General features: G+C 65.2%; 23 protein-coding genes. 11 read left to right on the top strand and 12 right to left on the bottom strand.

The window, feature by feature from the left end; genetic code table 11:
* The first annotated feature begins 51 nt into the window (after window positions 1-51).
* Entirely contained in the window at window positions 52-1149 is a 1098-nt protein-coding gene (mutY, locus tag QA645_RS34125) for an A/G-specific adenine glycosylase (RefSeq protein ID WP_283045618.1), read from the top strand.
* A gap of 3 nt (window positions 1150-1152) precedes the next feature.
* Here the strand turns inward: mutY and QA645_RS34120 are convergent, their stop codons facing one another.
* Entirely contained in the window at window positions 1153-2898 is a 1746-nt protein-coding gene (locus tag QA645_RS34120) for a sensor domain-containing diguanylate cyclase (protein ID WP_283045617.1), read from the bottom strand.
* A 250-nt stretch (window positions 2899-3148) separates the two neighbouring features.
* Between QA645_RS34120 and QA645_RS34115 the strand changes: the two genes are divergently transcribed.
* Window positions 3149-3571, top strand: coding sequence for a PaaI family thioesterase (locus tag QA645_RS34115; RefSeq protein WP_283045616.1), 423 nt, complete (start codon window positions 3149-3151; stop codon window positions 3569-3571).
* Window positions 3572-3648: 77 nt separating this feature from the next.
* Here QA645_RS34115 and QA645_RS34110 read toward each other — a convergent pair whose 3' ends face one another.
* The 3 genes from QA645_RS34110 to QA645_RS34100 all read right to left on the bottom strand — a co-directional run bounded on the left by QA645_RS34110 (window position 3649) and on the right by QA645_RS34100 (window position 6131).
* A complete protein-coding gene (locus tag QA645_RS34110) occupies window positions 3649-4095 on the bottom strand; it encodes a hypothetical protein (protein WP_283045615.1) in 447 nt (148 codons plus the stop codon).
* Between the two features lie 25 nt (window positions 4096-4120).
* Window positions 4121-4624 (bottom strand): Spy/CpxP family protein refolding chaperone, encoded by a 504-nt coding sequence (locus QA645_RS34105; protein ID WP_283045614.1) that lies wholly within the window; start codon window positions 4622-4624, stop codon window positions 4121-4123.
* Between the two features lie 232 nt (window positions 4625-4856).
* Window positions 4857-6131, bottom strand: coding sequence for a flavin-dependent oxidoreductase (locus QA645_RS34100; RefSeq protein WP_283045613.1), 1275 nt, complete (start codon window positions 6129-6131; stop codon window positions 4857-4859).
* Window positions 6132-6270: 139 nt separating this feature from the next.
* Between QA645_RS34100 and QA645_RS34095 the strand changes: the two genes are divergently transcribed.
* Window positions 6271-6891 (top strand): glutathione S-transferase family protein, encoded by a 621-nt coding sequence (locus tag QA645_RS34095; protein WP_283045612.1) that lies wholly within the window; start codon window positions 6271-6273, stop codon window positions 6889-6891.
* A 40-nt stretch (window positions 6892-6931) separates the two neighbouring features.
* Here the strand turns inward: QA645_RS34095 and QA645_RS34090 are convergent, their stop codons facing one another.
* Together QA645_RS34090 and QA645_RS34085 are read right to left on the bottom strand one after the other, a co-directional pair.
* Window positions 6932-7666, bottom strand: coding sequence for an FkbM family methyltransferase (locus QA645_RS34090; protein WP_283045611.1), 735 nt, complete (start codon window positions 7664-7666; stop codon window positions 6932-6934).
* A gap of 55 nt (window positions 7667-7721) precedes the next feature.
* The gene (locus QA645_RS34085) at window positions 7722-8636 is read right to left on the bottom strand and encodes a LysR family transcriptional regulator (RefSeq protein ID WP_254129340.1); all 915 of its coding nucleotides are present in this window, start codon (window positions 8634-8636) and stop codon (window positions 7722-7724) included.
* 91 nt (window positions 8637-8727) lie between these two features.
* Here QA645_RS34085 and QA645_RS34080 point away from each other — a divergent pair, with 91 nt between their 5' ends.
* From QA645_RS34080 to QA645_RS34060, 5 genes are all read left to right on the top strand, one after another.
* Entirely contained in the window at window positions 8728-9171 is a 444-nt protein-coding gene (locus tag QA645_RS34080; RefSeq protein WP_254129341.1) for a nuclear transport factor 2 family protein, read from the top strand.
* Between the two features lie 89 nt (window positions 9172-9260).
* A complete protein-coding gene (locus tag QA645_RS34075) occupies window positions 9261-9392 on the top strand; it encodes a DUF1127 domain-containing protein (RefSeq protein ID WP_254135297.1) in 132 nt (43 codons plus the stop codon).
* A 17-nt stretch (window positions 9393-9409) separates the two neighbouring features.
* Complete coding sequence (locus QA645_RS34070; RefSeq protein WP_349253148.1) at window positions 9410-10105, top strand: biliverdin-producing heme oxygenase; 696 nt, start codon at window positions 9410-9412, stop codon at window positions 10103-10105.
* Window positions 10102-12645 (top strand): HWE histidine kinase domain-containing protein, encoded by a 2544-nt coding sequence (locus QA645_RS34065; RefSeq protein WP_283045609.1) that lies wholly within the window; start codon window positions 10102-10104, stop codon window positions 12643-12645. The genes QA645_RS34070 and QA645_RS34065 overlap by 4 nt, the downstream gene beginning before the upstream one ends.
* Window positions 12646-12917: 272 nt before the next feature.
* Window positions 12918-14927 carry a HAMP domain-containing methyl-accepting chemotaxis protein gene (locus QA645_RS34060; protein WP_283045607.1) on the top strand — a complete coding sequence of 670 codons (2010 nt, stop codon included), beginning with the start codon at window positions 12918-12920 and terminating at the stop codon, window positions 14925-14927.
* 51 nt (window positions 14928-14978) lie between these two features.
* Here QA645_RS34060 and QA645_RS34055 read toward each other — a convergent pair whose 3' ends face one another.
* Together QA645_RS34055 and QA645_RS34050 are read right to left on the bottom strand one after the other, a co-directional pair.
* Window positions 14979-15659: a glutathione S-transferase N-terminal domain-containing protein gene (locus QA645_RS34055; protein WP_283045605.1), complete on the bottom strand. Its 681-nt coding sequence runs from the start codon at window positions 15657-15659 to the stop codon at window positions 14979-14981.
* A 354-nt stretch (window positions 15660-16013) separates the two neighbouring features.
* Entirely contained in the window at window positions 16014-17144 is a 1131-nt protein-coding gene (locus QA645_RS34050) for a site-specific DNA-methyltransferase (RefSeq protein WP_283045604.1), read from the bottom strand.
* A 414-nt stretch (window positions 17145-17558) separates the two neighbouring features.
* Here QA645_RS34050 and QA645_RS34045 point away from each other — a divergent pair, with 414 nt between their 5' ends.
* Together QA645_RS34045 and moaB are read left to right on the top strand one after the other, a co-directional pair.
* Window positions 17559-18500, top strand: a complete 942-nt coding sequence (locus QA645_RS34045) for a neutral zinc metallopeptidase (RefSeq protein WP_283045602.1) — start codon at window positions 17559-17561, stop codon at window positions 18498-18500.
* A gap of 152 nt (window positions 18501-18652) precedes the next feature.
* On the top strand, window positions 18653-19216 hold the full coding sequence (gene moaB / locus QA645_RS34040; protein ID WP_200472616.1) for a molybdenum cofactor biosynthesis protein B: 564 nt from the start codon (window positions 18653-18655) through the stop codon (window positions 19214-19216).
* A gap of 175 nt (window positions 19217-19391) precedes the next feature.
* Here moaB and QA645_RS34035 read toward each other — a convergent pair whose 3' ends face one another.
* Both QA645_RS34035 and QA645_RS34030 read right to left on the bottom strand, forming a co-directional pair.
* Complete coding sequence (locus QA645_RS34035) at window positions 19392-20321, bottom strand: helix-turn-helix domain-containing GNAT family N-acetyltransferase (protein WP_283045600.1); 930 nt, start codon at window positions 20319-20321, stop codon at window positions 19392-19394.
* 62 nt (window positions 20322-20383) lie between these two features.
* Entirely contained in the window at window positions 20384-20959 is a 576-nt protein-coding gene (locus QA645_RS34030) for a glycosyltransferase (protein WP_254129349.1), read from the bottom strand.
* A 302-nt stretch (window positions 20960-21261) separates the two neighbouring features.
* Between QA645_RS34030 and QA645_RS34025 the strand changes: the two genes are divergently transcribed.
* Window positions 21262-22101 carry an RMD1 family protein gene (locus QA645_RS34025; RefSeq protein ID WP_283045598.1) on the top strand — a complete coding sequence of 280 codons (840 nt, stop codon included), beginning with the start codon at window positions 21262-21264 and terminating at the stop codon, window positions 22099-22101.
* Between the two features lie 108 nt (window positions 22102-22209).
* Here the strand turns inward: QA645_RS34025 and QA645_RS34020 are convergent, their stop codons facing one another.
* Both QA645_RS34020 and QA645_RS34015 read right to left on the bottom strand, forming a co-directional pair.
* Window positions 22210-23403 (bottom strand): acetate/propionate family kinase, encoded by a 1194-nt coding sequence (locus QA645_RS34020; RefSeq protein ID WP_283045597.1) that lies wholly within the window; start codon window positions 23401-23403, stop codon window positions 22210-22212.
* Between the two features lie 4 nt (window positions 23404-23407).
* On the bottom strand, window positions 23408-25795 hold the full coding sequence (locus tag QA645_RS34015) for a phosphoketolase family protein (RefSeq protein ID WP_283045596.1): 2388 nt from the start codon (window positions 25793-25795) through the stop codon (window positions 23408-23410).
* Between the last annotated feature and the right edge of the window lie 185 nt (window positions 25796-25980).

The following is a 25980-nucleotide window of genomic DNA, read 5'->3' as shown; positions in this document are numbered from 1 at the left end:
AACGGTCGGGTCGCGCTGGCCACAGGCGAAATCCTCCTCTAGTAAAGGCGAATGTCCTCCACGACCGCGCGCAAGAAGGAGCGGAGCACCACGGCGACCACGCCGTCGGCTCGCCCCACATTGCTGCTCGCCTGGTACGACCGCCACCGCCGCAGGCTGCCGTGGCGTGCCGCGCCGGGGGAAACGTCGGATCCCTACCGTGTCTGGCTGTCGGAGATCATGCTCCAGCAGACCACCGTGAAGGCGGTCGGGCCTTACTTCGAAAAATTCGTCGCGCGCTGGCCGGATGTCACGGCGTTGGGGAACGCCTCGCAGGATGATGTGCTGCGGATGTGGGCCGGGCTCGGCTATTATTCGCGGGCGCGCAATCTCTACGCTTGCGCTGTGGCGGTGACGCGCGAGCACGGCGGTGTCTTCCCCGATACGGAAGAGGGGCTGCGTGCGCTTCCGGGTATCGGGCCCTACACGGCCGCGGCGATCGCGGCGATCGCGTTCGACCGCCACACCATGCCCGTCGACGGCAATATCGAGCGCGTGGTGTCGCGCCTGTACGCGGTCGAGGAGGAACTGCCGCAGGCAAAACCGCTGATCCAGCAGCTGGCGGCAACGCTGCTCGCCAATTCCCGCGCCGGCGATAGCGCGCAAGCCTTGATGGATCTCGGCGCCTCGATCTGCACGCCGAAGAAGCCGGCCTGCTCGCTGTGTCCGCTGAATGAGGATTGCACGGCCCGTGCGCAGGGCACGCAGGAGACGTTTCCACGCAAGGCGCCGAAGAAGAGCGGAACGCTGCGGCGTGGGGCCGCTTTCGTCGTCACGCGCGGTGACGAGCTGCTGGTCCGCTCGCGGCCCGAGAAGGGTCTGCTTGGTGGCATGACCGAGGTGCCGGGCTCCGACTGGCGCGCCGGCCAGGAGGACACGGCGGCAAAACAGCAGGCGCCGGAATTAAAAGGGCTGTCGCGCTGGCAACGCAAGGTCGGCGTGGTCACCCACGTCTTCACGCATTTCCCGCTGGAGCTCGTGGTCTACACCGCGAAGGCGGAGGCGCGCACGCGCGCGCCCGAAGGCATGCGCTGGGTGCCGATCGCGACGCTCGCCGACGAGGCGCTGCCCAACGTCATGCGCAAGGTGATCGCGCACGCGCTGGACTGAGGCTCAGGCGGCGCGCGCGGCGCGTTCGTCCTCCGCCGGCATCAGGAAGGTGCGGTTGCGTCCCGTTTTCTTGGCCACATAGAGGCCCTGGTCGGCGCGCTCGATGACGTCCTGCACGTCGCGGTCGGCTTCGTCGAACAGTGCAAGCCCGACCGAGACGGTGAGGGGGATGACGGTGTCGCCATGGCGCACCGTGGTGCTCGCGATCGAGGACCTGATGCGGTCGGCGAGCAGGATCGCAGTCTCCTGGTCGATTTCGCGCAACAACACCACGAACTCCTCGCCGCCGAAGCGGGCCGCCTTGTCAGTGGTCCGGATCGACTGGCTGACGATCTCGGCGACACGCTTGATGGCGTCGTCGCCGGCGGTATGGCCGTAGGTGTCGTTGATCTTCTTGAAATGATCGATGTCGATCATCAAGGTCGCCATGTTGCGCTTGTAGCGGCGGCTGAACGCGACCGCGTCTTCGGCGACGGCGAGGAAGGAGCGGCGGTTCATCAGGCCGGTCATGAAATCGGTGTCGGCGAGATGGCGCAGCTTCAGCATGTCCTCCTGGAGCTGCAGCGCATTTTCGGTGGCGCGCAGCTCGGCTTCCTTGGTGCGTTCCTCGGCATGACCGATGCGGCGCAGCAGCGAACGCAGCGCACGCGAGAGCTGGACGACCTCCACCGAGCCGCTCTGCCGCGCCAGCATGGTCGGTCCATGGGCGCGTCCGATACGGTCCGCCTCCTGCGTCAGCGCGATGATCGGGCCTGCGATCCGGCGCGAAACCAGCACGGCCAGCGACAGCGCGATCAGGGCGGTGACCCCGCCGATCGCCAGGATCGTTTGCGCTGACGACATCGCGGCGGCGAGCGCCACGCTCGCGGGCTGGCTTGCGGTGACGATCCAGTTCAGGCCCTGGTAGTCGCGGTAGCCGTGGCCGACGTGGAACGCCGTCAGCATCTGCTGTCCGTCCGCCGTCTCGCGGAAGGTGCCGTCGCGCGCCGTCAGGATGTCGGCGAGTTGGTCGCCACCGTAGCGGATGGTTTCCTTCTGCGGACCGACCAGCACCATGCCGCCCTTGCTCAGGATCGTCAGCCGCGTATCGGTATTGCCGTCGTTGGCTTCTGCGTCCTTGATCAGGTTGCTGGCCCAGGTCCAGTCCAGATGTCCGCCCAGCACGCCGAGCACCTTGCCGGAGGCATCGCGCACCGGCACGGCGATATCGACGAAACGATAAGGCTCGTTGTTGGCGCGCTGCGTCAGCAGCGAGGCCAGCAGGATCGCCTCGTGCACGTCGCTGACGGCGATCTTTTCAAGACCCTGCTTGAACCAGGGGCGCGCGGTCACGGATTTGCCTTGCAGCAGGCCGCCGGTCGAGGCGACGACGTTGCCGTCGATATCGGCAAAGCCGATCCAGGCGAAATCGAAGGAATGCTGGAGCGCCTCGAGCGCGCTGCGCAATTCGTCGGGATTGCCCTGCCACAGATGCTGCATCGGCTGCAGCTCGGCGAACAGCTTCATCTCCTGCTGGCGCGTCGCCATGAAACGGTCGAGCCGGCCGGATGTGGTCGATGCAATTCCGGCCAGGCTGTTCTCGACCAGCGCGGCGGTGCGCTTATAACTGATCAGTGCGGCGCCTGCGGCGAGCGTGCCCACGAGCACGATGGACATGGCAGCGACGGCCGCAGCGATCTGCGTCCGTACCGTCAGTCGATCTTCGATCGCGTGCAGGTGGTCTGTGATCCGTTGAAGGAAAGTCCGCATGGAAGGCTCCGGTGTCACCGTCGCTCATGCCATGTCGTAACTTCCAACCGCTTACCGGCCGATTGCTCAATTGGATCGTATTGAATCGGTCGTGAAACCGGTTGGTTGAAGCGGGCTTAATCGGGCGCGCAATGCCCTGAATTCGTACAGTTTTCCGTAATTTTCCGGGAGTTTGTGCTGCGGCGGATCGCCTGCTGCCATGAGGCTGTCAGCAGGTCTACGCTAGGTCTTGACGGTCACGGAGGTTCGCATGGTCAAGACTGCGCTCGACAACTTCAAGAGACCGCCCTGCGCCGAGCTGCTCGGATGGCGCCTGCTCGATGCCCGTCCCGAGGACGGCTGGATCAAGCTCGGCTTCGACGGCAGACCTGAGTTCTGCAATCCCGCCGGCTTCATCCAGGGCGGCCTGCTCTCCGCCATGCTGGACGACACGATGGGCCCTGCGGTGCTCGTGATGAGCGAGGGACGGCTCTACACCACGACCATCAGCATGACCGTGAATTTTCTCAGCCCCGCAAGGCCTGGGCCGATCATCGGCGAGGCGCAGGTGACGCAACTCGGCAAGACGATTGCGTTCGTCGAGGCCAAGCTGATGGCGGAAGACGGCACGGTGCTGGCGACGGCGAGCGCGAGCGAGCGGTTGTTGGAAGCGGCGAGGGTGGTGGTGAAGTGAAATAGTCTACCCGCGGACCAGACGCGGTGCTGGCGGACGGCAGCAGTCGCTCGACCACCGTCCGCCAATGGGCTCTATCAATACCGGTAGGGATACTGACCCGGACAGACCCAATTGCCGTAGGTGTCGTAGGTGCAGCCGCTGTTGTAGTTGTTGTAGTAGCCGTAGGCGCCTGCCGCTGCGGCTCCGGCGGCCGCACCGTAAGCGGCGCCACGCCAGGCGCCGCCATAGTAGCCCGCATTGCGATAGACGCCTCCGCGCACTGCCGCGCGTGCTACCGGACGACCAGGTATTGGGCGATATCCGTAGCCGCGGCCAGCGGCGCCATATCGGCCGCCTGCAACCCGATATCCGCCACCCCGCACATGGCCGGCGCGTATACCTCCGCCGTGATAGCCTCCGCCACGCGCACCCCCGCCGTGGAATCCGCCGCCACCGCCACGTCGGGCGAACGCCTCATCCGGAACGAGGCTCGCAGTCACGAGAGCGAGTGCTGCCACGGCAGCGAGAATATATCGGAGCATGGTGCACCTCCGTAGACCTTTATCTCTAGTCGTCATCATCTTCGTCTTCGCCATGATGCTCGATCGCATCTCGCATTCCGCGCATGGCGACGTATGATACGAAGGCCATCCTTTTCTTCTGATCCGGGCTCAGTGTTTTGTAGAGAGGCGCCCAGGCGTCAGCGAGCTTTTTGAGATCGGTACCGCGCTGGACGAGCATGTCCGCCCGACGCTGCATGATGTCGACCGGATTGCGATCGTGAAGGGCGTCCATTGCGCCGTTCTCGTGCAATTCGGCTACGTGCTCGAGGCGAGCTTGCCGGTTCTTCGCTCTGGCGCGGATGGCATCCTCCACGGCCGGCCAATATTTCTCCTGTTCGGACGTCATTTGCAGGGTCGCTTTGACGATGCCGACACGCATATCCGTCAAGCTACTCATGTCGGCTGCGCTGGGGTGTCCCATTCCGACAGTGGACGTGGTCTCAGCTGCGTAGATGAGAGGCGACGTCGTCAGAAGAATTGCAATCGCTGCAACGGCTGCTTTCGTCATCTCGGACTCCTTGAACTTTGGCGCCCCCGCGTAAAACATCGCGCGCGCACCTGTGGGGAGTTGATCCAGATCAACGATGAAGGCCATTCAGTAAGGACGTAGTCCTGACCGTTCTTGAACTCCCCGGCGAATGGTCACAGAGGATTGGCGTAGTCGCGCGCCACGCCGTGCGTTGGCGTAGTTCGGCTTTCGCTCTTGGCGGGTGAAGTGGAGCCCGCGGCAGGCCGACGAGCTAACTCGCGCGCGCGTCCTTGCTCACGATCGGCGGCTTCGCATTCAGCGCCTCGACCTGGAAGCCCGCAACGCGCTTGTAGTTCGCGGCGATGTCTTCCAACTCCTTCTGCGACAGCACGTCGGTGACGACATTGTAGCCGTCCGGCGCGCGCTCCTCGACGAGCTGCATCACCTGCTCCGGCCCGTTCTTGCGGTTGAGCAGCACGAGGTCGGTGGTCGCGGGCCGCCGCTCGGCTTCATAGGCGAGCAGCGCCGCGGTCGTCGGACCATGCGCCAGGATCTCGCGGGTGATGGTGCGGGCATCGAGGATCGCCTGCGAGGCGCCGTTCGAGCCGATCGGGTACATCGGATGCGCGGCATCGCCCATCAGCGTGACCTTGCCGAAGGTCCATTGCGACACCGGATCGCGGTCGACCAGCGGATATTCGTAGGCGTGCGGGCAGTTCCTGATCAGGCCGGGCACGTCGAGCCAGTCGAACTGCCAGCTCTCGAACCAGGGCAAGAACTCGTCCAGCCGCGCGGTGCGGTTATAGTCCTCGCGGCGCCACTGATAGGTCGGCGGCATGTGGCGCTCGGCGACCCAGTTGATCAGATGATGGCCCGCGGCATCCGGCTCCTTCGAGATCGGGTAGCAGACGAATTTCAGGATCTCGTGGCCGGCCATGATCATGGTGCGGCCGCTGAGAAAGGCCTTTGCCGGCGTCACGCCGCGCCAGAGGATGCGGCCGTTCCAGATCGGCGGGCCCTCCTGCGGATACAGCTTTTCTCGCGCGGCGGAATGGATGCCGTCGGCGGCGATCATGATCGCGCCATCATAGGAGCCTGCGGCCTTGCCGGTGGCCCGGTCGATGAAGTCGGCGCGGATGCCGTCGGCCGTCTCGGTCCAGCCGGTCAGATGATGGCTGGTCAGAATGTTGTCGCGGCCGAGCCGCTCGACCGCCGTGTCGAGCAGGAGTTGCTGGAGCGTGCCGCGATGGATCGAGAACTGCGGCCATTTGTAGCCGGCTTCCAGCCCGCGCGGCTCGCTCCAGATCGGCTTGCCGTGCTTGGAGAAATAAGCGAGCTCGCGGGTGCGCACGCCGCTGGCGTCGAGCTTGTCCATCAGCCCGAGCTCGATCAACTCGCGCACCGCATGCGGCAGCACGTTGATGCCGACGCCGAGGGGCTTCAGTTCCGCGACGCTCTCGAACACTTTCACGGGAACGCCGATTCCGTGCAGGCTGAGCGCAAGCGTCAACCCGCCGATGCCGCCGCCGGCGATGAGTACCGTCATGACCAAACCCCTCCGACTGCGGGCGTCTTGGCATAGCCGGGCCGCGGTGGGCAACTGCGAAGAGCAGGAGCCCCGAGACGCGCGCTATGGACCTGGCGGCCCGCAGCCGTTAGTTTCCAATTTTCCCATGAGGTCCGACATGCTCAAGCTCTACTACGCCACCGGCACCTGCGCGCTCGCCACCTACATGACCCTGGAGGAGGCCGGCGCCGACTACACGGCTGAACGGCTGAGCTTCAAGGACAACCAGCAGAACAGCCCGGAGTACCTCGCGATCAATCCCAAGGGCCGCGTGCCGGCGCTGGTGACCGATCGCGGTGTCCTCACCGAGACGCCGGCGATGCTGGCCTACATCGCGCAGACCTTCCCCAAGGCGAAGCTCGCGCCGCTCGACGATGCCTTCGACTTCGCCCAGGTGCAGTCGTTCAACTCCTATCTCTGCTCGACCGCGCACATCAACCACGCCCACAAGATGCGTGGCGCGCGCTGGGCGACGCAGGAGAGCTCGTTCGCCGACATGAAGGCGAAGGTTCCGGAGACCATGGCAGCCTGCTTCAAGCTGATCGAGCAGAAGATGTTCAAAGGCCCCTGGGTGATGGGCGACCAGTTCACGGTTTGCGATCCCTACCTCCACACGCTTTCGCACTGGCTGGAAGGCGACAGCGTCGACATCAACGCGACGCCGAAGATCGCCGATCACTTCAAGCGCATGTCGGACCGCCCCGCGATCCGCAAGGTGATGGACGCGCAGAAGGCGTGAGAGCCCGGACATAGCAGGCCGGCTGACCGGCGTTACGAAGCTAGGTCGGAGTGGCCCATAATTCGCGCTCTCCGGCCGGCTCGATCCGGTAACCATGCTGCTTCAAGATGGACGGCGCCTGTTCGAAGGCGCCGTCGTGCAGAGCCAGGAAGATCGCGCTCCTGTGCTCGGACAAGAGCCGCGCCGCGCCCGTGAGAGCCAGCGTCTCGGCGCCCTCGATATCCATCTTGATCAGGTCCGGAGTGGGAAAATCGTCGAGCCGCACTGTCCTGACAGGCGTGCCCGATCCCGAAATCTTCCCCATGTAACCGTAAGCGCTGGCTCCCTCGTTGGCATGAAAGAAGGTCTCTCCGACCCGATCGGTGACCGCTGCCTCGATGACTTCGGCGTTCTTGATGTTATTGAGATCCAGATGTTTGCGGAGCTTCGTCGCGTTGGCGGAGTTTGCTTCGAACGCAAGGACACGGCCTTGTGGTCCAACAAGCCTGGAAAGCATCAGGGTGTAATATCCGGCGTGTGCGCCGACATCAAAAACCGTCATGCCCGGTTTCACGCGGGCGGCGATCGCCCTGGCATGGTCGCTTTCGTATGTTCCGAGCCAGCAACTCTGGTTGCCGGCCCCCGCGACCCATTTCAGACCCCGGTTCGGCCCGCTGAGCACCCGCATGACGGACGATGGCGAAACCAGCTTGAACGGAAGACGGATCAACCATCCAAGTGGTTGGTGCGGGCCCAGCATGCTGTCGATCCCCTTCGGTTCCTGTGGCTGGCTCATTAAAGGCACTGAGGGCTCGTATCAAGTCGAGCGACCTGCGACGTCGCTTTGGTGCTCATCGTTTGCCTTTCTCCAGCTCCCGTCCCGTCTCCAGCATCAGCCGCCGTAGCCAGATCGAGCCCGGGTCCATCTGCGCCCGCGTTGGATAGAACAGGAACTGCTCGTCGATCCCGGGATCGAGCGGCGGCGTGACCGTGACGAGGCCGAGCTGTTTCGAGAGCGCCGCGATCAGCCGGCGCGGCACGAAGGCGACCAGGTCGGTGCGCGCGGCGACGTGGAGCGCTTCGAGATAGCCTGACACCACCAGCGAAATATGCCGCTCGATGCCCTTGGTACGAAGCCAGATGTCGATCAGATCCTCGCTGGCGCCGCGGATGATCACGCCGACATGGCGGGCCGCCAGGAATGTCTCGCGTCGCTTCAACTTCGCGGCCATCGGATGGCCGCGCCGCACCGCCAGCGCGTCGATGTCGGTGTAGAGCAACTGGCGGTGAAAGCCCTTGAAGGCGTTGCCGATCGAAATGACGAGGTCGATGGTGCGGGCGAAGTCCGCATGGAAGATCGCCGATCCCCGCCACGGCACGACGTCGATGCGGACGTTGGGCGCAAGGCGAGTGACCTTCTCCATCAGCGGCGGCATCAGAAGCTCGACCGCGAGATCCGGCATCATCAGGCGGAATGCCCGCTCGCTGCGTGCCGCGTCGAACTCGTCGGGCACGAACAGCCCGCGCACCTGGTCGAGCGCCTGCGCCAGCGGCGCGCGCAGCGCTTGCGCCCGCGGCGTCAGCTCCATCCGCGCGCCGGTGCGCACCAGCAGCGGGTCGCCAAAGATGTCGCGCAGGCGTTGCAGCGCGTGGCTCGTGGCCGGCTGCGACAGCCCGATCCGCATGGCGGCGCGGCTGACATTGGCCTCGCGCAGCAGCGCGTCGAGCGCGGTCAATAGATTGAGATCGAGTGAATTCAAATTCATGAGGTGAATAGATATCATATTCGCTATCGATTTGAAGAATTACCGTCGAGCGGCGATGCTCTCCGTGTTGCCACCAAACGGAGATGCCGCCATGAGCGCGAGCGCCAACAAGAAATTGATGCAGGATATTTTCGCCGCCGCCGCCAGCCCCGACCCGGCTGTGCGCGACCGTTCGCTGTTCACCGCGAGCCTTGCCGACGACGCCAAATGGATCGTCACCGGCCAATATTCCTGGTCGCGCACGTTCACAGGGAAGGACGAGATCCTCAACGATCTGCACGGCTATGTGCGCACCCGCTTGCGCGACCGGACGCGCACGGTCGCCGAGCGCTTCATCGCCGACGGCGACATCGTCGTGGTGGAGGCCAAGGGCGATAACATCACGCCCGAGGGCGTCCGCTACGACAACGACTATTGCCTGGTGTTTCGGATCGAGAACGGCAAGATCAAGGAGATCCGCGAGTACTGCGACTCGGTCCTGACCGAGAAGGCGCTCGGACCGTTTCCGCAGACGCCGGTGAGGGCCGCGAGCTGAGCTCAGTGAGTGGCGTCGCGTCCGCCGGTCGGTGCGGTCCGTCATGGCGGGCGATTGTCGCGCGGGCCTGGCGGGCCCTGGTCAAGATCATGCAAGCCCGTCGGGAGCGGTCGCGGGACCGGGTTCAGCTCGCCGCCATGACCGAGCGGGACCTGCAAGACTGCGGGATGACCCGGGCGGAGATCGAGTACGAGCTCCATAAACCGCGGCGGCGAAAATAAAGGGGGAGGCGGGGCGCATGGCCTCGCCTCCATTTTTTCGACCGTTGGCGGGAACCTTTGGGTTCCCGCCAACGTTTGCACAGTTCCGGAGCAATCGCGCTCCGGCATTGCGCGCGTTCGGGAATTTCATGCTGGCCGGGGCTTTGGACGTTTCAACTCGTGTGGGGCACAGCCTTCCCGGACTTCGCGAACGATTGAGAGATGCGACTGCGGCCGCGCATCGCGAGCTGGATGCGCAGATGTCCGCATTCGATCTCACCGTCTTCGCCGGCTATCGCCGCTTTCTTCAGGCCAGCGCCGGCGCGCTGCTGCCGCTCGAAGCGGGGCTTGTGGAAGGCGGGGTCGCGAGGCTGTTTACGGACTGGCCCGAGCGCGCACGCAGCGCCGCGATCGCGGCGGACCTCGACCGGCTCGGCGGCGAGGCGCGCGCCACCGTGTCGGTGCTGCCGCTGACGCCCAGCGGCATGATCGGCACCATGTATGTGCTGGAAGGCTCCCGGCTCGGCGCCAAGTTCCTGCTGAAAGCGGTCGCGGATGCGGCCGATCCCCGCATGGCCGAGGCTACGGCCTATCTCGACCACGGTGCGGGAAAACGGCTCTGGCAGAGTTTTCTGGCGAAGCTTGCGAGCGAACATAGCTGCGACGAGGACGAGGCGATCGAAGCGGCGCGCAGCGCGTTTGCCGCATTCGAGCAGGCGGCGGATCGCGCATGAACGAGGCGGTCAATCTCACCAATTGCGATCGCGAGCCGATCCACATTCCCGGCAGCGTGCAGCCGTTCGGCTTCCTGCTCACGCTGCTGTCCGACTTCACCATCTGCATGGCTTCGGACAATGCCGGCAGCTTTCTCGGCGTCGACGTCACCGACCTCCTGCAGCGGCCATTGGCCGGCGTCTTTTCGGAAGCCGCGATCGAGACCATCCGCAGCCGCGTCGACCAGCTCGGCGGTCCTGATTCGACCGAGCGCGTGTTCGGCGTCGAGATCCAGCCCGGCAAGCCGCTCTACGATCTCTCGATCCATTTCTCCGGTGCCTATCTCGTCGTCGAGGCCGAGCCCAGCGTCATCGAGGCGGACGTGAATTCCGGCGAGCTCGTGCGGCTGATGCTGGAGCGGATCCGCAAGACCCGCGGCATGACCGAGCTTGCCCGCGAGGCGGCGCGCCAGCTCAAGGTGCTGACCGGCTTTGACCGCGTCATGGTCTACCAGTTCCATCCGGACGGGTCGGGCGAGGTGATCGCGGAGGCCGCCGAAACGGGCCTCGAAAAGTTTCTCGGCCTGCACTATCCGGCCTCCGACATCCCCAAGCAGGCCCGCATCCTCTATCAGCGCAACTGGCTGCGCATCATCGCGGACATCAATGCGAAGCCGGCGGCGCTGGTGTCGACGGCCACGCACAATGCGGGGCTGCTCGATCTCTCCATGAGCGTGCTACGCTCGGTGTCGCCGATCCACGTCGAATACTTACGCAACATGGGCGTCGGCGCCTCGATGTCGGTCTCGATCCTGCGCGACGGCAAGCTCTGGGGCCTGTTCGCCTGCCATCATTACTCGCCGCACTACATTTCATTCGAGAAGCGCACGGCCTCCGAGCTGTTCGGGCAGATGTTCTCCTGGATCGTGGAGGGGCGCGAGCGCGAGGGCGACGTGGCCTACGAGGCCAGCGCCCAGAAGATCCAGGAACGGCTGATCGAGACCGCTGCGACCCACGAGCACAGCCGGCGCGCGATCGTCGACTTCGTCGGCGATTATCGCAGGATGATCGCCTGTGACGGCGTGGCGATCTGGTCCGACAACAAGATCACGCTCGACGGCGAGACGCCGACCGAGGACGAGGTCAAGGAACTCGTCACCTTCATCAACCGCACCTCGCCGGGCCGCATCTGCGCCAGCGCGGAGATTGCAAAGCTCTATGCGGCCGGCGAGGTGTTTCGCGATCGTGCCGCCGGCTTCCTCGCCATTCCGATCTCGCGCACCCCGCGCGACTGCCTGATCTTCTTCCGCCGCGAGGTGTTGCGCTCGGTGACCTGGGCGGGCGCGCCCGAGAAGGTCTATGAGGAAGGCCCGAACGGGCCGCGCCTGACGCCGCGCAAGAGCTTCGAGCTGTGGCAGGAAACGGTCGCGGGCCAGTCGAAGCCGTGGTCGGCGGCGGACATCCGCATCGCCGAGAGCCTGCGCGTGACCCTGCTCGAGGTGATCCTGCAACTCTCCGACCTCGCCGCCCGCGAGCGCCGCGGTGCGCAGGAGCGGCAGGAGCTGATGATTGCCGAGCTCAATCATCGCGTCCGCAACATCCTGAGCCTCGTCCGTGCGCTGGTGGCGCAGAGCAAGGACACCGCCAAAAGCGTCGACGAATTCGCCACCGTGCTCGGCGGCCGCATCCAGGCGCTGGCGCGCGCCCATGACCAGATCACCAATCTGAACTGGGCGCCGGTGGCGTTGCGCACGCTGCTCGAATCCGAGGCCGGCGCCTATCTCGGCTCGCGCGCGGACCGCGTGAAGATCGGCGGACCGGACGTGGCGCTCGATCCCAAGGCCTTCGCGACGCTGGCGCTCGTCGTCCACGAGATGATGACCAATTCCGCCAAATACGGCGCGCTCGCCGATTCCACCGGCCAGGTCGAGGTGGTGTGGCGGGTCGACCCGAATTCGAGCCTCGAGATCGAATGGAAGGAGAGCGGCGGCCCGCCGGTGCAGCCGCCGTCGCGCCGCGGTTTTGGCACCACCATCATCGAGCGGTCTGTGCCGTTCGATCTCAAGGGCGAAGCCGAAATCCGCTTCGATCTGCTGGGGGTCCAGGCCAGGTTCGTCATCCCGCCAAATTTTGTCGAGCTGGTGCCATCAATCGCAGGAGCCAAAATGCGCGTCGAGGAACAACAGCCCGCCCGCCCCCGCATTTCCGACACGGCCCTGATCGTCGAGGACAATCTCATCATCGCCATGGCGGCGGAGGTCATCCTGCTGGACCTGGGGGCGCGACATGTCGACACGGCAGCGAGCGTCGACCAGGCGCTGCGCGCGATCGAGCGCACCCGCCCGGACTTTGCGCTGCTTGATCTCAACCTCGGCAATGAGAGCAGCATCAAGGTGGCGATGAAGCTGAAGGAGATCGGCGTGCCCTTCATCTTCGCGACCGGCTATGGCGAGCGCGCGCCGATCCCGGTCGATCTGGCCTCGGCGCCGGTGGTGCAGAAGCCCTACACGCTGGAAGTGGTCGAGCACGCGCTCGGCAAATTGCAGCAGGCGACGGTCTGACACGCCCATCGCCGCGCCGTTTGCAGCGATCTGCATACGCATGCGGGCCGTGCGCCAAATCCGTGCGCAGCTGCCGCTAATATCAGCAGGTTTTATGCGCGGCTTCGGAGACATGCGCGAAAAATCAGAAGGTTCAATTAAGAAGTGTCCCGCATTGTATCGCGGTGCAGCGTGAGTCGCCGGAGAGGTGACGCGCGGCTGCTGGGGTGGCCGTGACGATCGCCGGAGTTGTGCGTCCGCCTGAATTCACATGCATCCGGGTGGAAGTGGGAATGCCGAGCTTTCGTTTGCGGATCAGGGGCCGTCTCTATGCCGGCTTCATGGCACTGGTCGTGGTTGGTCTCGTGATGGCGGTGGTGGCCATCTGGAATTTGCGGTCCGTGCAGGACCAGGTTGCCAAGGCTTCGGCGTTCTCGGACAGCACCGCGCGGGTGCTGGAGATCTCGACCCATCTCCAGGCCATCCAGCGCGCCAATCTGCGCTACATCTACGACGCCAACGAATCCGCGATGCGCGAGGCGTCGGAACGGGAGGCCGCGGCGACCGAGCTGCTCCAGGTCGGTGCCAAGGGGACGCTCTCCGAGGAGCGGCGCAGGCTCTACAGCGATCTGATCGCCGACATCGCGAAGATGAAGACGTTGCGTGACAATCTCGGCGACGCCGTCAACGAGGCGCGGACCGGCAAGGCCACGCTGCTGCCGAGCGGCGACGAGCTGACCGTCAAGATGAACAAGCTGAGCGACGTGGCGCGCGCGGCCGTCGACGAGGACACCGCGTCCCTCGTCGCCGATCTCGAATCCCGACTGCTGCTCGTTCAAATCGCAAACTGGCGCTTCCTGGCCCTGCGCGACACCAAGGGGCCCGCCAACTTCAGGACCAATGTGGACAGGGCGTCGCAGCGGCTTTCGGCGCTCGAAAAGAGCCCGCAGGCGACCGAGCTGCGCGCCACGCTCGCGCCGGTGAAGACTTCGCTCGGAATCTACAAATCCGCGTTCGAGACCACCTCGGCTGCGATGCTCCAGGCCGACGAGATCTATCACAAGAGCCTCGCGCCGCTCATCGTCGACAGCATCGCCAAGCTCAAGGTCGCCGAGACTGCGCTGAAGAAGGACTACAAGGATTCGCGCAGCCAGGCCGAAGCCACGATCGACGGCACGACCTCCATGCAGGAGATCGTCGGCGGCGTGGCCACCCTGTTCGGATTGATCGTGGCCGTCCTGATCGCTCGCAGCATCGTCGGGCCGCTGACCTCGATGACGCGGGCGATGGGGCTGCTCGCCGGCGGCGATCTCGCGGTCGAGGTCCCCTCGCGCGGCAAGACGGACGAGATCGGCGACATGGCCAAGGCGATCCAGGTGTTCAAGGACAACATGATCGACACCGAGCGGATGCGTCACCAGCAGACCGAGATCGAGGCGCGGCAGGCCGAGGAGCGCAAGAAGGACATGGTCCGGCTCGCCGACCAGTTCGAGCAGGCGGTCGGCGAGATCGTCGACACCGTGTCGTCGGCATCGAACGAGCTCGAGGCCTCCGCCGGTACGCTAACGGCGACGGCGACGCGCGCCCAGGATCTGTCGACCGAAGTCGCCTCCGCCTCGCAGGAAGCCACCGCCAACGTCCAGGCCGTCGCGTCCGCCACCGAGCAGCTGTCGTCCTCGGTGAGCGAGATCGCGCGTCAGGTCCAGGAATCCGCCCGCATCGCCGGCGAGGCCGTGGGCCAGGCGACCAAGACCAACGCCCGCGTCGGCGAGCTCTCCAAGGCGGCCGCGCGCATCGGGGACGTGGTCGAGCTGATCAGCACCATTGCCGGCCAGACCAATCTTCTGGCGCTGAACGCCACCATCGAGGCGGCGCGCGCCGGCGAAGCCGGCCGCGGCTTTGCCGTCGTGGCTTCCGAAGTGAAGGCGCTGGCCGAGCAGACCGCAAAGGCCACCGGCGAGATCGCCCAGCAGGTCTCCGGCATCCAGGCCGCGACGGAAGAGTCGGTCGGCTCCATCAGGGAGATCAGCGGCACCATCGAGCGGTTGTCGGAAATCTCGTCGACGGTGGCCGCCGCCGTGGAGGAGCAGGGCGCGGCGACGCAGGAGATCTCCCGCAACGTCCAGCAGGCCGCGCACGGCACCCAGCGCGTCTCGACCAATATCGGCGACGTCCAGCGCGGCGCCTCCGACACCGGCTCGGCCTCGTCGCAGGTGCTCTCGGCGGCCCGCTCGCTGTCGGCGGACAGCAGCCGGCTGAAGCAGGAAGTCGCAAAATTCCTGAGCTCGGTCCACGCCGCCTAAGCGCAAAAGGCCACGCGCAAGCGCGTGGCCTTCGACCGCGACGAGATGTGCTCAGGCCACCTTCGTCGTCATGTGCCTGAACATGTTGCCTCTCGCCTCGTCGTCCATCTCGGCCTTGAAGGTGAACTTGTCCTTCAGCGCGATCGCGCGGCCGGCGGCCGGCCGCGCCGAGATCTCGTCGATCAGCCGCTTCACGTTCGGGTAGCGCGCGAAGGCGTCGTCGCCGAGCTTGAACGGCACCATCCGCGCCCAGCCCCACAGCGCCATGTCGACGATCGAATAGCTGTCGCCGACCATGTATTTGCGCCCCGCGAGGTGACCGTCGAGAATCTTGTAGTGGCGGTCGGTCTCGTACTGGTAGCGGTTGTGGGCGTAGTCGTGGTTCTGGTCCTTCGGCGCAAAATGCTTGAAGTGCACGGCCTGGCCCGAATACGGGCCGACGCCGGTGGCCACGAACATCAGCCAGGACAGCAATTCGGCGCGGTTCGCCGGGAGGAATTGTCCGGTCTTCTCGGCGAGATAGAGCAGGATGGCGTTGGAATCGAAAACGATCGTGCCGTTGTCGTCGATCGCCGGCACCTTGGCATTCGGATTGATCTTCAGATAGTCCGGCGTGAACTGCTCGCCCTTGCGGGTGTCGACCTTCACGGGCTCGTAGGCCAGGCCGGCCTCCTCGAGGAACAGCGCGACCTTGGTCGGGTTCGGCGACCCGTTGAAATAGAATTTGAGCATCTGGCGTCTCTCCAGTGTTGGTGGTCAACAGCGAACGCGGTTAGTCGTCGAGAGCGGACGCAGCATCATCGCCGCGCGGCGGTCTTTTCATGCCTGAATTTTCGCAGGGAGAGCAACCGGCGAGATTGCCGTGAGGTATCTGCGCGCCGCGCAGACCGGCCGGCGTAACACGGGCCCGATGGGCGCCGTAGAAGCCACGGCGCAGGTGCCGTAGGGTGGGCAAAGCGACTTGTCCGCCATAGCTCGAAGAGCGACGGCGGAAGCGTGCCCACGAATTCCATCAAGCATGAAAGAGATGGTGGGCACGGCGCTTCGCGCCTTTGCCCACCCTACGAGAGCGGTGATTGGAAGCGGCTATTCCGCCGCCATGCCGGCGCGGATCTCGGCGCGGAGCTCGTCGATCAGCTTGAGACCCTTCTTGGTCTCGACATGCCAGAAGGTCCAGCCGTTGCAGGCCTGCGCGCCCTGCGCCACCGCGCCCATGCGGTGGATCGAGCCGACCTTGTCGCCGAACATGATGGCGCCGTCGGCGCGGACCAGCGCGCCGAGCTTCTTCTTGGAGTCGAACAGTTTCGTGCCGGGCATGATCATGCCGCGCTCGATCAGCTCGGAGAACGCCACGCGCGGGGCTTCGCGCGCCGTCATGAACGGGGCGAGGCTCTCTTCCGGCAGCGGCTCGACCGCGGCGATGCGGGCTGCAGCGGCCTTGGCGTAGGTCTTGTCGCGCTCGAAGCCGATATAGGAGCGGCCGAGGCGCTTGGCGACGGCGCCGGTGGTGCCGGTGCCGTTGAAGGGATCGATGACGAGATCGCCGGGCTTCGAGGACGACAGTAGCACGCGCGCGAGCAGGCCTTCCGGCTTCTGCGTCGGATGCACTTTCTTGCCGTCGGCGCCCTTGAGGCGTTCCTCGCCGGTGCACAGCGGGATCAGCCAGTCGGAGCGCGCCTGCACATCCTCGTTGGCCGCCTTCAGCGCTTCGTAGTTGAAGGTGTAGCCCTTGGCCTTTTCATCGCGCGCGGCCCAGATCATGGTCTCGTGCGCGTTGGTGAAACGGCGGCCGCGGAAATTCGGCATCGGGTTGGTCTTGCGCCAGACGATGTCGTTCAGGAGCCAGAAGCCGAGGTCCTGCATGATCGCGCCGACGCGGAAGATGTTGTGATAGGAGCCGATCACCCAGATCGTCGCCGACGGCTTCATCGCGCGGCGCGCGGCCAGCAGCCAGGCGCGGGTGAAATCGTCATAGGCGGAGAATGAATCGAACTTGTCCCAGTCGTCGTTGACGGCGTCAACGTGGGACTCGTCGGGGCGCTTGAGATCGCCCTTGAGCTGGAGATTGTAGGGCGGGTCGGCGAACACGAGGTCGACCGAACCAGCCTGAAGCTTCGACATCTCGGCGACGCAATCACCGAGGATGATGCTGTGCGAAGCGGACTCAAAATTTGTGCGGGGCGCCTTTGCAGACGCCCCGCGACGCGACACTACCATGACTCAAGAACTCTGACTCAGGCGACGCTGTCGGCGACGCGGGACCAAACAACCGACTGACCGTTACAATGAAGCGGCAAAGTAAAAGTCGACTTAACGCGCTGCTTTCGTGAGCAGGTCGGACATCGCGCGTTGCGCGCGGGTCGCTGCGCGCATTTGCCGTGTTTTGCAGTGTGTTTCGCGTTTCTTCGCGTTGCGGGAGTGGCTGGAGCTGCAAAAGACTCCAAATTTCTCTCGGAAAAAAATGCTCGGCCCTCGGAAAAAATTGCTGGCGTCGCACGCTGTCGCACTAGGCAATAATTGCCGAGCGGGATATTGATTAACGCAATGGAAATTTTACGTATGTGGCGCGTTGAGGTTTTCGCGTTTCCGCGCGCCCACGCCATGCAATCGTCGACCTGAGGGAAGCCCACCATGCGCTACGATGATTTTCGCCGCAGCGACGACGTCGAGGATCGTCGCGACGACAGTGGCGGAGGGTTCGGCGGTGGCGGCGGCGGGTTCGGCCTGCCGATGGGCGGTGGCGGCCTTGGCATCGGCACCATCATCGTGCTCGGCCTGGTCGGCTATGCCTTCGGCATCGATCCGCGCATCCTGATCGGCGGCGCCGAGATCCTCACCGGTGGCGGCCAGGCGCCGAGCTACCAGACCGACCGTCCGTCGTCCCAGGCCAAGCGCGGCGCGCCGACCGACGAGATGGGCAGCATGATCTCCGGCATCCTCGGCGAGATCGACGATCGCTGGAGCGAGATCTTCCAGGCCAGCGGCCAGTCCTACACCGGCCCGAAGGTCGTGCTGTTCCGCAACGCCACCAATGGCGGCCGCTGCGGCCGCGCGGAGTCGGCGATGGGGCCGTTCTACTGCCCGCCGGACCGCACCATCTTCCTCGACACCGCGTTCTTCCGCGAGGTCGAGACGCGCTTCCGCGGCTGCTCGGGCCAGTCCGCGTGCAATTTCACCACCGCCTACATCATCGCGCATGAGGCCGGCCATCACATCCAGAACCTGCTCGGCATCATTCCGAAGGTGACGCGACTGCAGCAGCAGGCCGGCAGCAAGGCCGAGGCCAATGCGCTCCAGGTGAAGGTCGAATTGCAGGCCGACTGTCTGTCCGGCGTCTGGGTCAATCGCGAGGCGAAGAAGCGCCCGAACTTCCTCGAAGCCGGCGACATCGACGCCGCTCTGACCACGGCGAGCGCGATCGGCGACGATACGCTGCAGCGTCAGGCCACGGGGCGCGTCGTGCCCGACTCCTTCACCCACGGCTCGGCCGCGCAGCGCAAGCAGTGGTTCATGACCGGCTATCAGCAGGGCACGCTGCAGGCCTGCAACACGTTCGGCGGCGGCGGGCCGTAGTGGTCACGTGCCCCGGACGCTGCGCAGCACGAAGTGATGCGCTGCAGAGCCGGGGCCCACAACGCCGGTGCTCGCGTCTCTCACAATGGGTCCCGGCGCTGCGCAGCAGCGTTTCACGCTGCAGCGCGTCCGGGACACGAGAGGAATGAGCAATGGCCTCCATCGACGAAAGCAAGCAATTCATCCCGCTCAACATCGCGGTGCTCACCGTCTCCGACACCCGTGCGCTCGCCGACGACAAGTCCGGCCAGACGCTGGTCGATCGCCTCACCGCGGCCGGCCATCATCTCGCCGCGCGCGAGATCGTCACCGATGACGTCGAGGCCATCCGCGCCGTGATCCGCCGCTGGGTTGCGGATGCCGGCGTCGATGTCGTCATCACCACCGGCGGCACCGGCTTCACCGGGCGCGACGTCACGCCGGAGGCGATCGAGCCGCTGTTCGAGAAGCGGATGGATGGTTTCTCGATCGCCTTCCACATGCTGAGCCACGCCAAGATCGGCACCTCGACGATCCAGAGCCGCGCCACCGCGGGCGTGACCGGCGCGACCTACATTTTCTGCCTGCCCGGTTCGCCCGGCGCCTGCCGCGACGGCTGGGACGGCATCCTCGCGGCGCAGCTCGACTACCGCACGCGCCCCTGCAATTTCGTCGAGATCATGCCGCGGCTGGATGAGCATCTGCGCCGGCCGAAAGCGCAGGGCGCGACGGTGTAACTTCTTCCTTCTCCCCTTGCGGGAGAAGGTGGCGCGAAGCGCCGGATGAGGGGTATCTATCGGCACGGAGTGCTCGGAGAGATACCCCTCACCCTGATGCGTTCGTGTCTTCGAGCGGAGATGCCCTCTCCCGCAAAGGGAGAGGGCGCATTCATGCGCAGCGCGCCAAACTTGGCTAAAGATCCCGCTCCCAGGTCTCGCCAACCAGATCGTGCCCAAAACTGTGATGCGGCTTCGTCGCGACCAGCTCGAATCCGGCGCTCTTGTAGATGCCGCGTGCGGCGACCAGGATGCTCTGCGTCCACAGCGTCATCCTCCGATAGCCCCGCTCGCGCGCGCCCTGCATGCATTGCTCGACCAGCGCGCGGCCGACACCAAGCCCACGCGCTTTCTTCTCCACCTGCAACAGGCGGAGCTTTGCGATCTCGTCCGTGGCCTTGACCAGGAAGACCGAGCCGACCGGCTCGCCGCCGACTTCCGCGATCCAGCAGTGCTCGCGTGCGGCATCGTAGTTCTTGATGAACTGGGCACAGATCTCGGCGATCAGCGCCTCGTAGCTGATGTCCCAATTGTAGTCCGCGGCATAGGCGGCCGCTTGCTTGGAGATGACCCAGCCCATGTCACCGACGCGATGGCTGCGCAGCACGACGGAAGCGGGCTGGTCTCGACGATGCTCCAGCACGGTCTCGATGGTCGCCATCGCCTGCGTGAGCCGCGTTGCATCGCCGGCGGAAAGCTGCGCCAGCATGGCGGCGACTTCGTTCTGCGAGCTCAGGCTCAGCTTGGCGAAGGTCTGGCGGCCCTTGGCGGTGAGGCTGAGCTGGTACTGCCTGCGATCCGCGGGCAGGGGCGTCCGGGTGATCAGTCCCTTTTCGTCGAAGCCTTGGACGATGCGGCTGAGATAGCCGGGGTCGAGGCCGAGCTCGGTTCCGATCTCCTTGGCCGCAAGGTCGTCGCGATGCGCGAGCTCATAGAGCACGCGGGCCTCGCTGAGCGAGAACGGACTGTTTCCCAAATGCTGGTCGAGCACGCCGAGCTTGCGGGTATAGAAGCGGTTGAAGGCGCGAACCGCTGCGATCTGGTCGTCGGTACCGTCGAATGCCATGGGACACCTCAATAATTGCCATTGTCAAGTAATTATTTGACTTTGGCAAGTATTAGGTGGCCTCATGCGACCATGACGATCCGGCTGCGCAGCATCGTCCGGGAGGAGCGGCCGAGCCGCCTGAGCAGCCTGGCTTCGGACCGGCGAGCCTGGGGCGGGTAGCCGCCGATCCGGTCATAATGATCGCGCGCGATCAAAAGCCCCTGATCGCCGAGGGGGCCGACCAGCTTGCGCGCCACGGACCACAGGACGTCGCGGAAGCCGGTATCGGCGTAAGGCGAGCGGGCATAACGGAACACGGCTGCACGATCCCGGCCGCTGGCCGCGACGGCCTGGATGAACTGGGTGGTCTCCTCGATCCAGCCGGTGTCCAGCACCGCGCCGGCGGGAAGGAACATCAGCCAGGGAGAACGGGCCTCGCGCGCGCCGGCGGCTAGCGCCGCGCCTTGCGTCGAGCCCTCGCAATCGACGAAACGGCAGCCGGCGACGTCTGCAACGCGCGCAATGACGCCGTTGCTCGTGCCGTCGACCAGCAGGACTTCCTTGATGATGCCCGCGGCGGCACCAGGGACCAGCGCGGCCAGAGTTGCGACTGCGGTCTGCTCGACGCCTTCGGTCGGAATGATGACGCTCAGCATGATTGAGACTTCGATGTCCGCAATTCGGGAGAAGCGTAACTCGTTATGATGTTGTCATAAACACGCTGCGGTGCCGAGTGCAACTTTTCGGCTGTGCCCTCGGCGTGCGATGGTAAACTCGCGCGGGCCCGGCGCAGCCGAATATGTCGTGCGCGGGGGCCCAAATTGCCGAATGTTTCGGCGAATATCGGTTTCGCGAGCTTTAAGCAGGGCGTTTCTCTGCCGATATCGCGGGTGACAGCTGTTCCCGTGCGGATGGGAAAAACCTGCAGCCGCCGTTGCGCAGAACGGGATCAAGTCCAATGAACGCCGATCAACTCCCTGTTGCCGCAACACTCGCATCGCCGAAGCCGGCCGCCGCGCCGACCTTGCGGATCCGCGCCGTAATGCTGGGCGAACGCATCAATCCATCGGGGCTCGAGATCGGGCCGACGGTCTCCTCGACGCCGGCTGCCTTTCGGGTCCACGGCGGCCTCGCCGTGATCTTCCGCTACGGTGTCGTGGTGCTGATCGGCCTTCTGCCTTCGGAGGAGAAGGTGCTGCTCGACAGTCTCAAGTCCCGCGTGACTGGCGAGCTCAGCCCCCACGAAGAGGAGACCGCGCAGGCTCAGCTTTGCCACGATGAAAATGCCGAGGCGATCCAGCCGGGCGGGCCGATCAACCTCTCGAAATTTTCCGACGAGCGGCTGCTGCTGATCGCGGACGCGCTCGCCAAGAGCACGTCGCTGGCGCGCGACGAACGCCGCGTCGCGGCGGTCTTCGACGTCATCGAGCCCTTCGCGCGGGAGCTCGCCGAGAAAGGCCGGACGTCGCGACGACGCAGGGGCATCCTGCAGCTCATCGGCAATGCGCTGCTGGTCCAGCAGCGCGTCGCCGGCCGCGTCGCGGTGGCCGAAAAGCCCGACGCGCTCTGGGAAAAACCGCAGCTCGATCGCCTCTATGCGCGTCTCGAAGACGAGTACGAGCTGAAGGAACGCCTCGACACGCTCGAGCGCAAGCTCACGGTCGTCGCAGAAACGGCCGATGCCCTGACCGACATCATCGACACCCAGCGCTCGCTACGGCTCGAGATCGCGGTGGTGGTGCTGATCGTGATCGAAGTGGTGATTGGCTGCATCCAGATCTTTGCCGGGAGGCACTGAGTGCTCGCCACGAGTCCGGTATCGTAGGGTGGGCAAAGGCGCCCTTGCGCCGTGCCCACGATTTCTGAATGACGAGGAAGATCGTGGGCACGCTCCGCTTTGCCCACCCTACGATACTGTCCTCGTAGCTTGCAGCACCGCAACGCAATGCCGTGCGATCGTCAGTTCCTCGTTGGTCGGGATCACGAAGACATCCGCGGCGCTGTCGCCGGCATTGATCCGCTCGCGCGCTTCGACATTCGCGGCCGCATCGATGCGCACGCCGAGCCAGGCGAGCCGTTCGCTGATCGCGCTGCGAATCTCCGTGGCGTGCTCGCCGATGCCGCCCGTGAACACGAGACAGTCGAGCCCACCGAGTGTGTTCGCCATCATCGCGACCTCCTGCGCGGCACGGAAAGTGAAGAGATCGACCGCTTCCCGTGCCGAAGCCTCGCCGCTCGCCAGCAGCGTGCGCATGTCCGCAGAGATGCCGGAAACGCCGAGCAGGCCGGACTCGTGATAGAGCAGATTCTGCAAATCCCCGGTGGTCATCCTCTCGTGCTGGAGCAGATAGAGCAGCACGCCGGGATCGATGGTGCCGCAGCGCGTGCCCATCACGAGGCCGTCGAGCGGCGTCAGTCCCATCGTGGTGTCGATGCTGCGGCCGTTGCGCAACGCGCAGAGGCTGGCGCCATTGCCGAGATGGGCGATGACGGTGCGCCCGGCGGCGAGCTCCGGTGCGATTGCTGCGAGCCGGCCTGCGACATATTCGAACGAGAGCCCGTGAAAGCCGTAGCGTCGGAGGCCGCGCGCCTCAAAGCGTCCAGGAATGGCGAAGCGGCTGGCGGGGGGCGTCATGCTGTGATGAAACGCCGTGTCAAAGCACGCGATCTGCGTGAGCGGGGGACGGATCGCCCGGAGGGCGCGGACCGGTGCCAGGCAACGGGGCTGATGCAACGGCGCCAGCGGTGTCAGGGCTTCCAGCTTCGCCTGGACGTCGTCCGTCAGCGCGATCGGGCCGGAGTAATCCGGACCGCCATGGACGATGCGATGCCCCACGGCGCGCAAGCACCCTTCGCCAAAGCGGTGCTCGATAAAGGCGATAACGTCCGCGAACAGATGACCACCATCCGCATCCGACGCTTCTCTCCGCTTTTCGAACAGCGTCTCGCCCGATGGACTGCTGGCCACGAGCCGCGGCTTCGCCTCGTGCTCGTCGAGCAGGCCCTTGCAGAGCAGGGCAGGCTCGCTGCCCGAGATCTCGAACAGGCCGAACTTGATGCTCGAGGAGCCTGCGTTGAGGACGAGGACCGACGCCGTCATCAGATCACCGCGCCTTGCCCGGCCAGACCCAGTCGCGGATCACGGGCATGTCCTCGCCGTGCTCGCGCACGTAACGCGCATGCTCGAGCAGCGCGTCGCGGAACCGCTGCTTCACATGCGCGGCCTTGGTCGCGAGATCAGGCACGCGCTCGATCGCCTCGATCGCGAGATGATAGCGGTCGAGCCCGTTGAGCACGACCATGTCGAACGGCGTCGTCGTGGTGCCTTCCTCGGCGAAACCGCGCACATGCATGCCGGCATGGTTGGTGCGGTTATAGGTGAGGCGGTGGATCAGATAGGGATAGCCGTGATAGGCGAAGATGACAGGCTTATCGCGCGTGAACAGGCTGTCGAAATCGCGATCGCTGAGGCCATGCGGATGCTGCTCCTTCGGCTGCAGCGTCATCAGGTCGACGACGTTGACGACGCGGATCTTCAGGTCCGGCAGCGCCTTGCGCAGCAGGTCGACGGCGGCGAGCGTCTCGAGCGTCGGGACGTCGCCGGCGCAGGCCATCACCACATCGGGCTCGCCATTCGCGTCCTCGTTGCCGGCCCAGGGCCAGATGCCGATGCCCGCATCGCAATGCGTCGCGGCCTCCTGCATCGACAGCCATTGCGGCGCCGGCTGCTTGCCGGCGACGATGACGTTGATGCGGTTGTAGGTGCGCAGGCAGTGGTCGGCGATCCACAGCAGCGTGTTGGCATCCGGCGGGAAGTAGATGCGGACGATGTCGGCCTTCTTGTTGGCGACGAGATCGACGAAGCCGGGATCCTGATGGCTGAAGCCGTTGTGATCCTGCCGCCAGACATGCGAGGTCAGGAGATAGTTCAGCGAGGCGATCGGCCGCCGCCACGGCAGATGCCGCGTCACCTTCAGCCATTTGGCGTGCTGGTTGAACATGGAGTCCACGATGTGGATGAAGGCCTCGTAGCAGGAGAAGAAGCCGTGGCGTCCGGTGAGCAGATAGCCCTCGAGCCAGCCCTGGCAGAGATGCTCGCTCAAGACCTCCATCACGCGGCCGTCCTGCGCCAGATGCACGTCATAAGGTTCGATCGGCTCCATCCAGACCCGTTCGGTGGCGTCGAACACCGCATCGAGCCGGTTTGACGCGGTCTCGTCCGGGCCCATGAGGCGGAAGTTGCGGTCCTCGGCGTTGAGGCGGATGACATCGCGCAGGAATTTGCCGAGCTCGCGCGTTGCTTCGCCCGTTACGGAGCCTGGCTGTGGCACGTCGACGGCAAAGCTGCGGAAGTCCGGCAGCTTCAGTTCCTTCTTGAGCAGCCCGCCATTGGCATGGGGATTGGCGCCCATGCGGCGATTGCCTTCGGGCGCGATCGCCCTTAGCTCCGGGATCAGCGCGCCATTGGCGTCGAACAGTTTGTTCGGCTCGTAGCTGCGCATCCAGTCTTCGAGAATCTTCAGATGCGCCGGGTTCTCGCGACAGCTCGCGACCGGCACCTGATGCGCGCGCCAAAACCCTTCGACCTTCTTGCCGTCGACCTCCTTCGGGCCGGTCCAGCCCTTCGGGCTGCGCAGCACGATCATCGGCCAGCGCGGCCGCTCCACGCTCGTCCGCCCGTCGCGGGCCTGCTGCTGGATCGAGCGGATGCTGGCGAGCGCGACGTCGAGCGCGTCCGCCATGGCCTGGTGCATCAATTTGGGATCGTCGCCCTCGACGAACAGCGGCTCGTGGCCGAACCCGTGGAAGAGATCGCGGATTTCGCCGTCGGGCATCCGGCCGAGCACGGTCGGATTGGCGATCTTGTAGCCATTGAGGTGGAGAATCGGCAGCACCGCGCCGTCATGGGTTGGGTTCAGGAACTTGTTGGAATGCCAGGACGCCGCGAGCGGACCGGTCTCGGCCTCGCCATCGCCGACGACGCAGGCGACGATGAGGTCGGGATTGTCGAAGGCCGCGCCATAGGCGTGCACCAGCGCGTAGCCGAGCTCGCCGCCTTCGTGGATCGAGCCCGGCGTCTCCGGCGCCGCGTGGCTCGGAATGCCACCGGGAAAGGAGAACTGCCTGAAGAGCTTTCGCAATCCGTCCGCATCGCGCGGGATGTTTGGATAGATCTCGCTGTAGCTGCCTTCCAGATAGGTGTTGGCGACCATGCCCGGGCCGCCATGGCCGGGACCGCAGACATAGAGCACGCTGAGATCCTGCTCGCGGATGACGCGGTTGAGGTGGGCGTAGATGAAGTTCAGCCCGGGCGTCGTGCCCCAATGGCCGAGCAGGCGCGGCTTGATGTGCTCGGGCCGCAACGGCTCGCGCAGCAGCGGATTATCGAGCAGATAGATTTGCCCGACGGAGAGATAGTTCGCGGCACGCCAGTAGCGATCGAGCAGGTCGAGGTCGCTGCTCGCGGCGGACGATTGTTGTTGATTTGTCATATTCCTGACGACCTTCACTCGGGATCGTCACCAACCGAGTTCCGGCGAGATCGATCCCAAAATTGATACTTGCTCGCATCAAACGGGGATCGGCCTCACGCGGTGTTGCGTGAGGTCAAAGGTCGGCGCGTGAAGATTGGGCAGCGCTACTGTGCATGGGGTTGTTTTCGCGTTTTTCATTCTTG

Origin of the sequence: Bradyrhizobium sp. CIAT3101, from assembly GCF_029714945.1 — a bacterium.
GTDB lineage: Bacteria > Pseudomonadota > Alphaproteobacteria > Rhizobiales > Xanthobacteraceae > Bradyrhizobium.
This window is presented reverse-complemented; position numbering and strand designations above follow the sequence as displayed.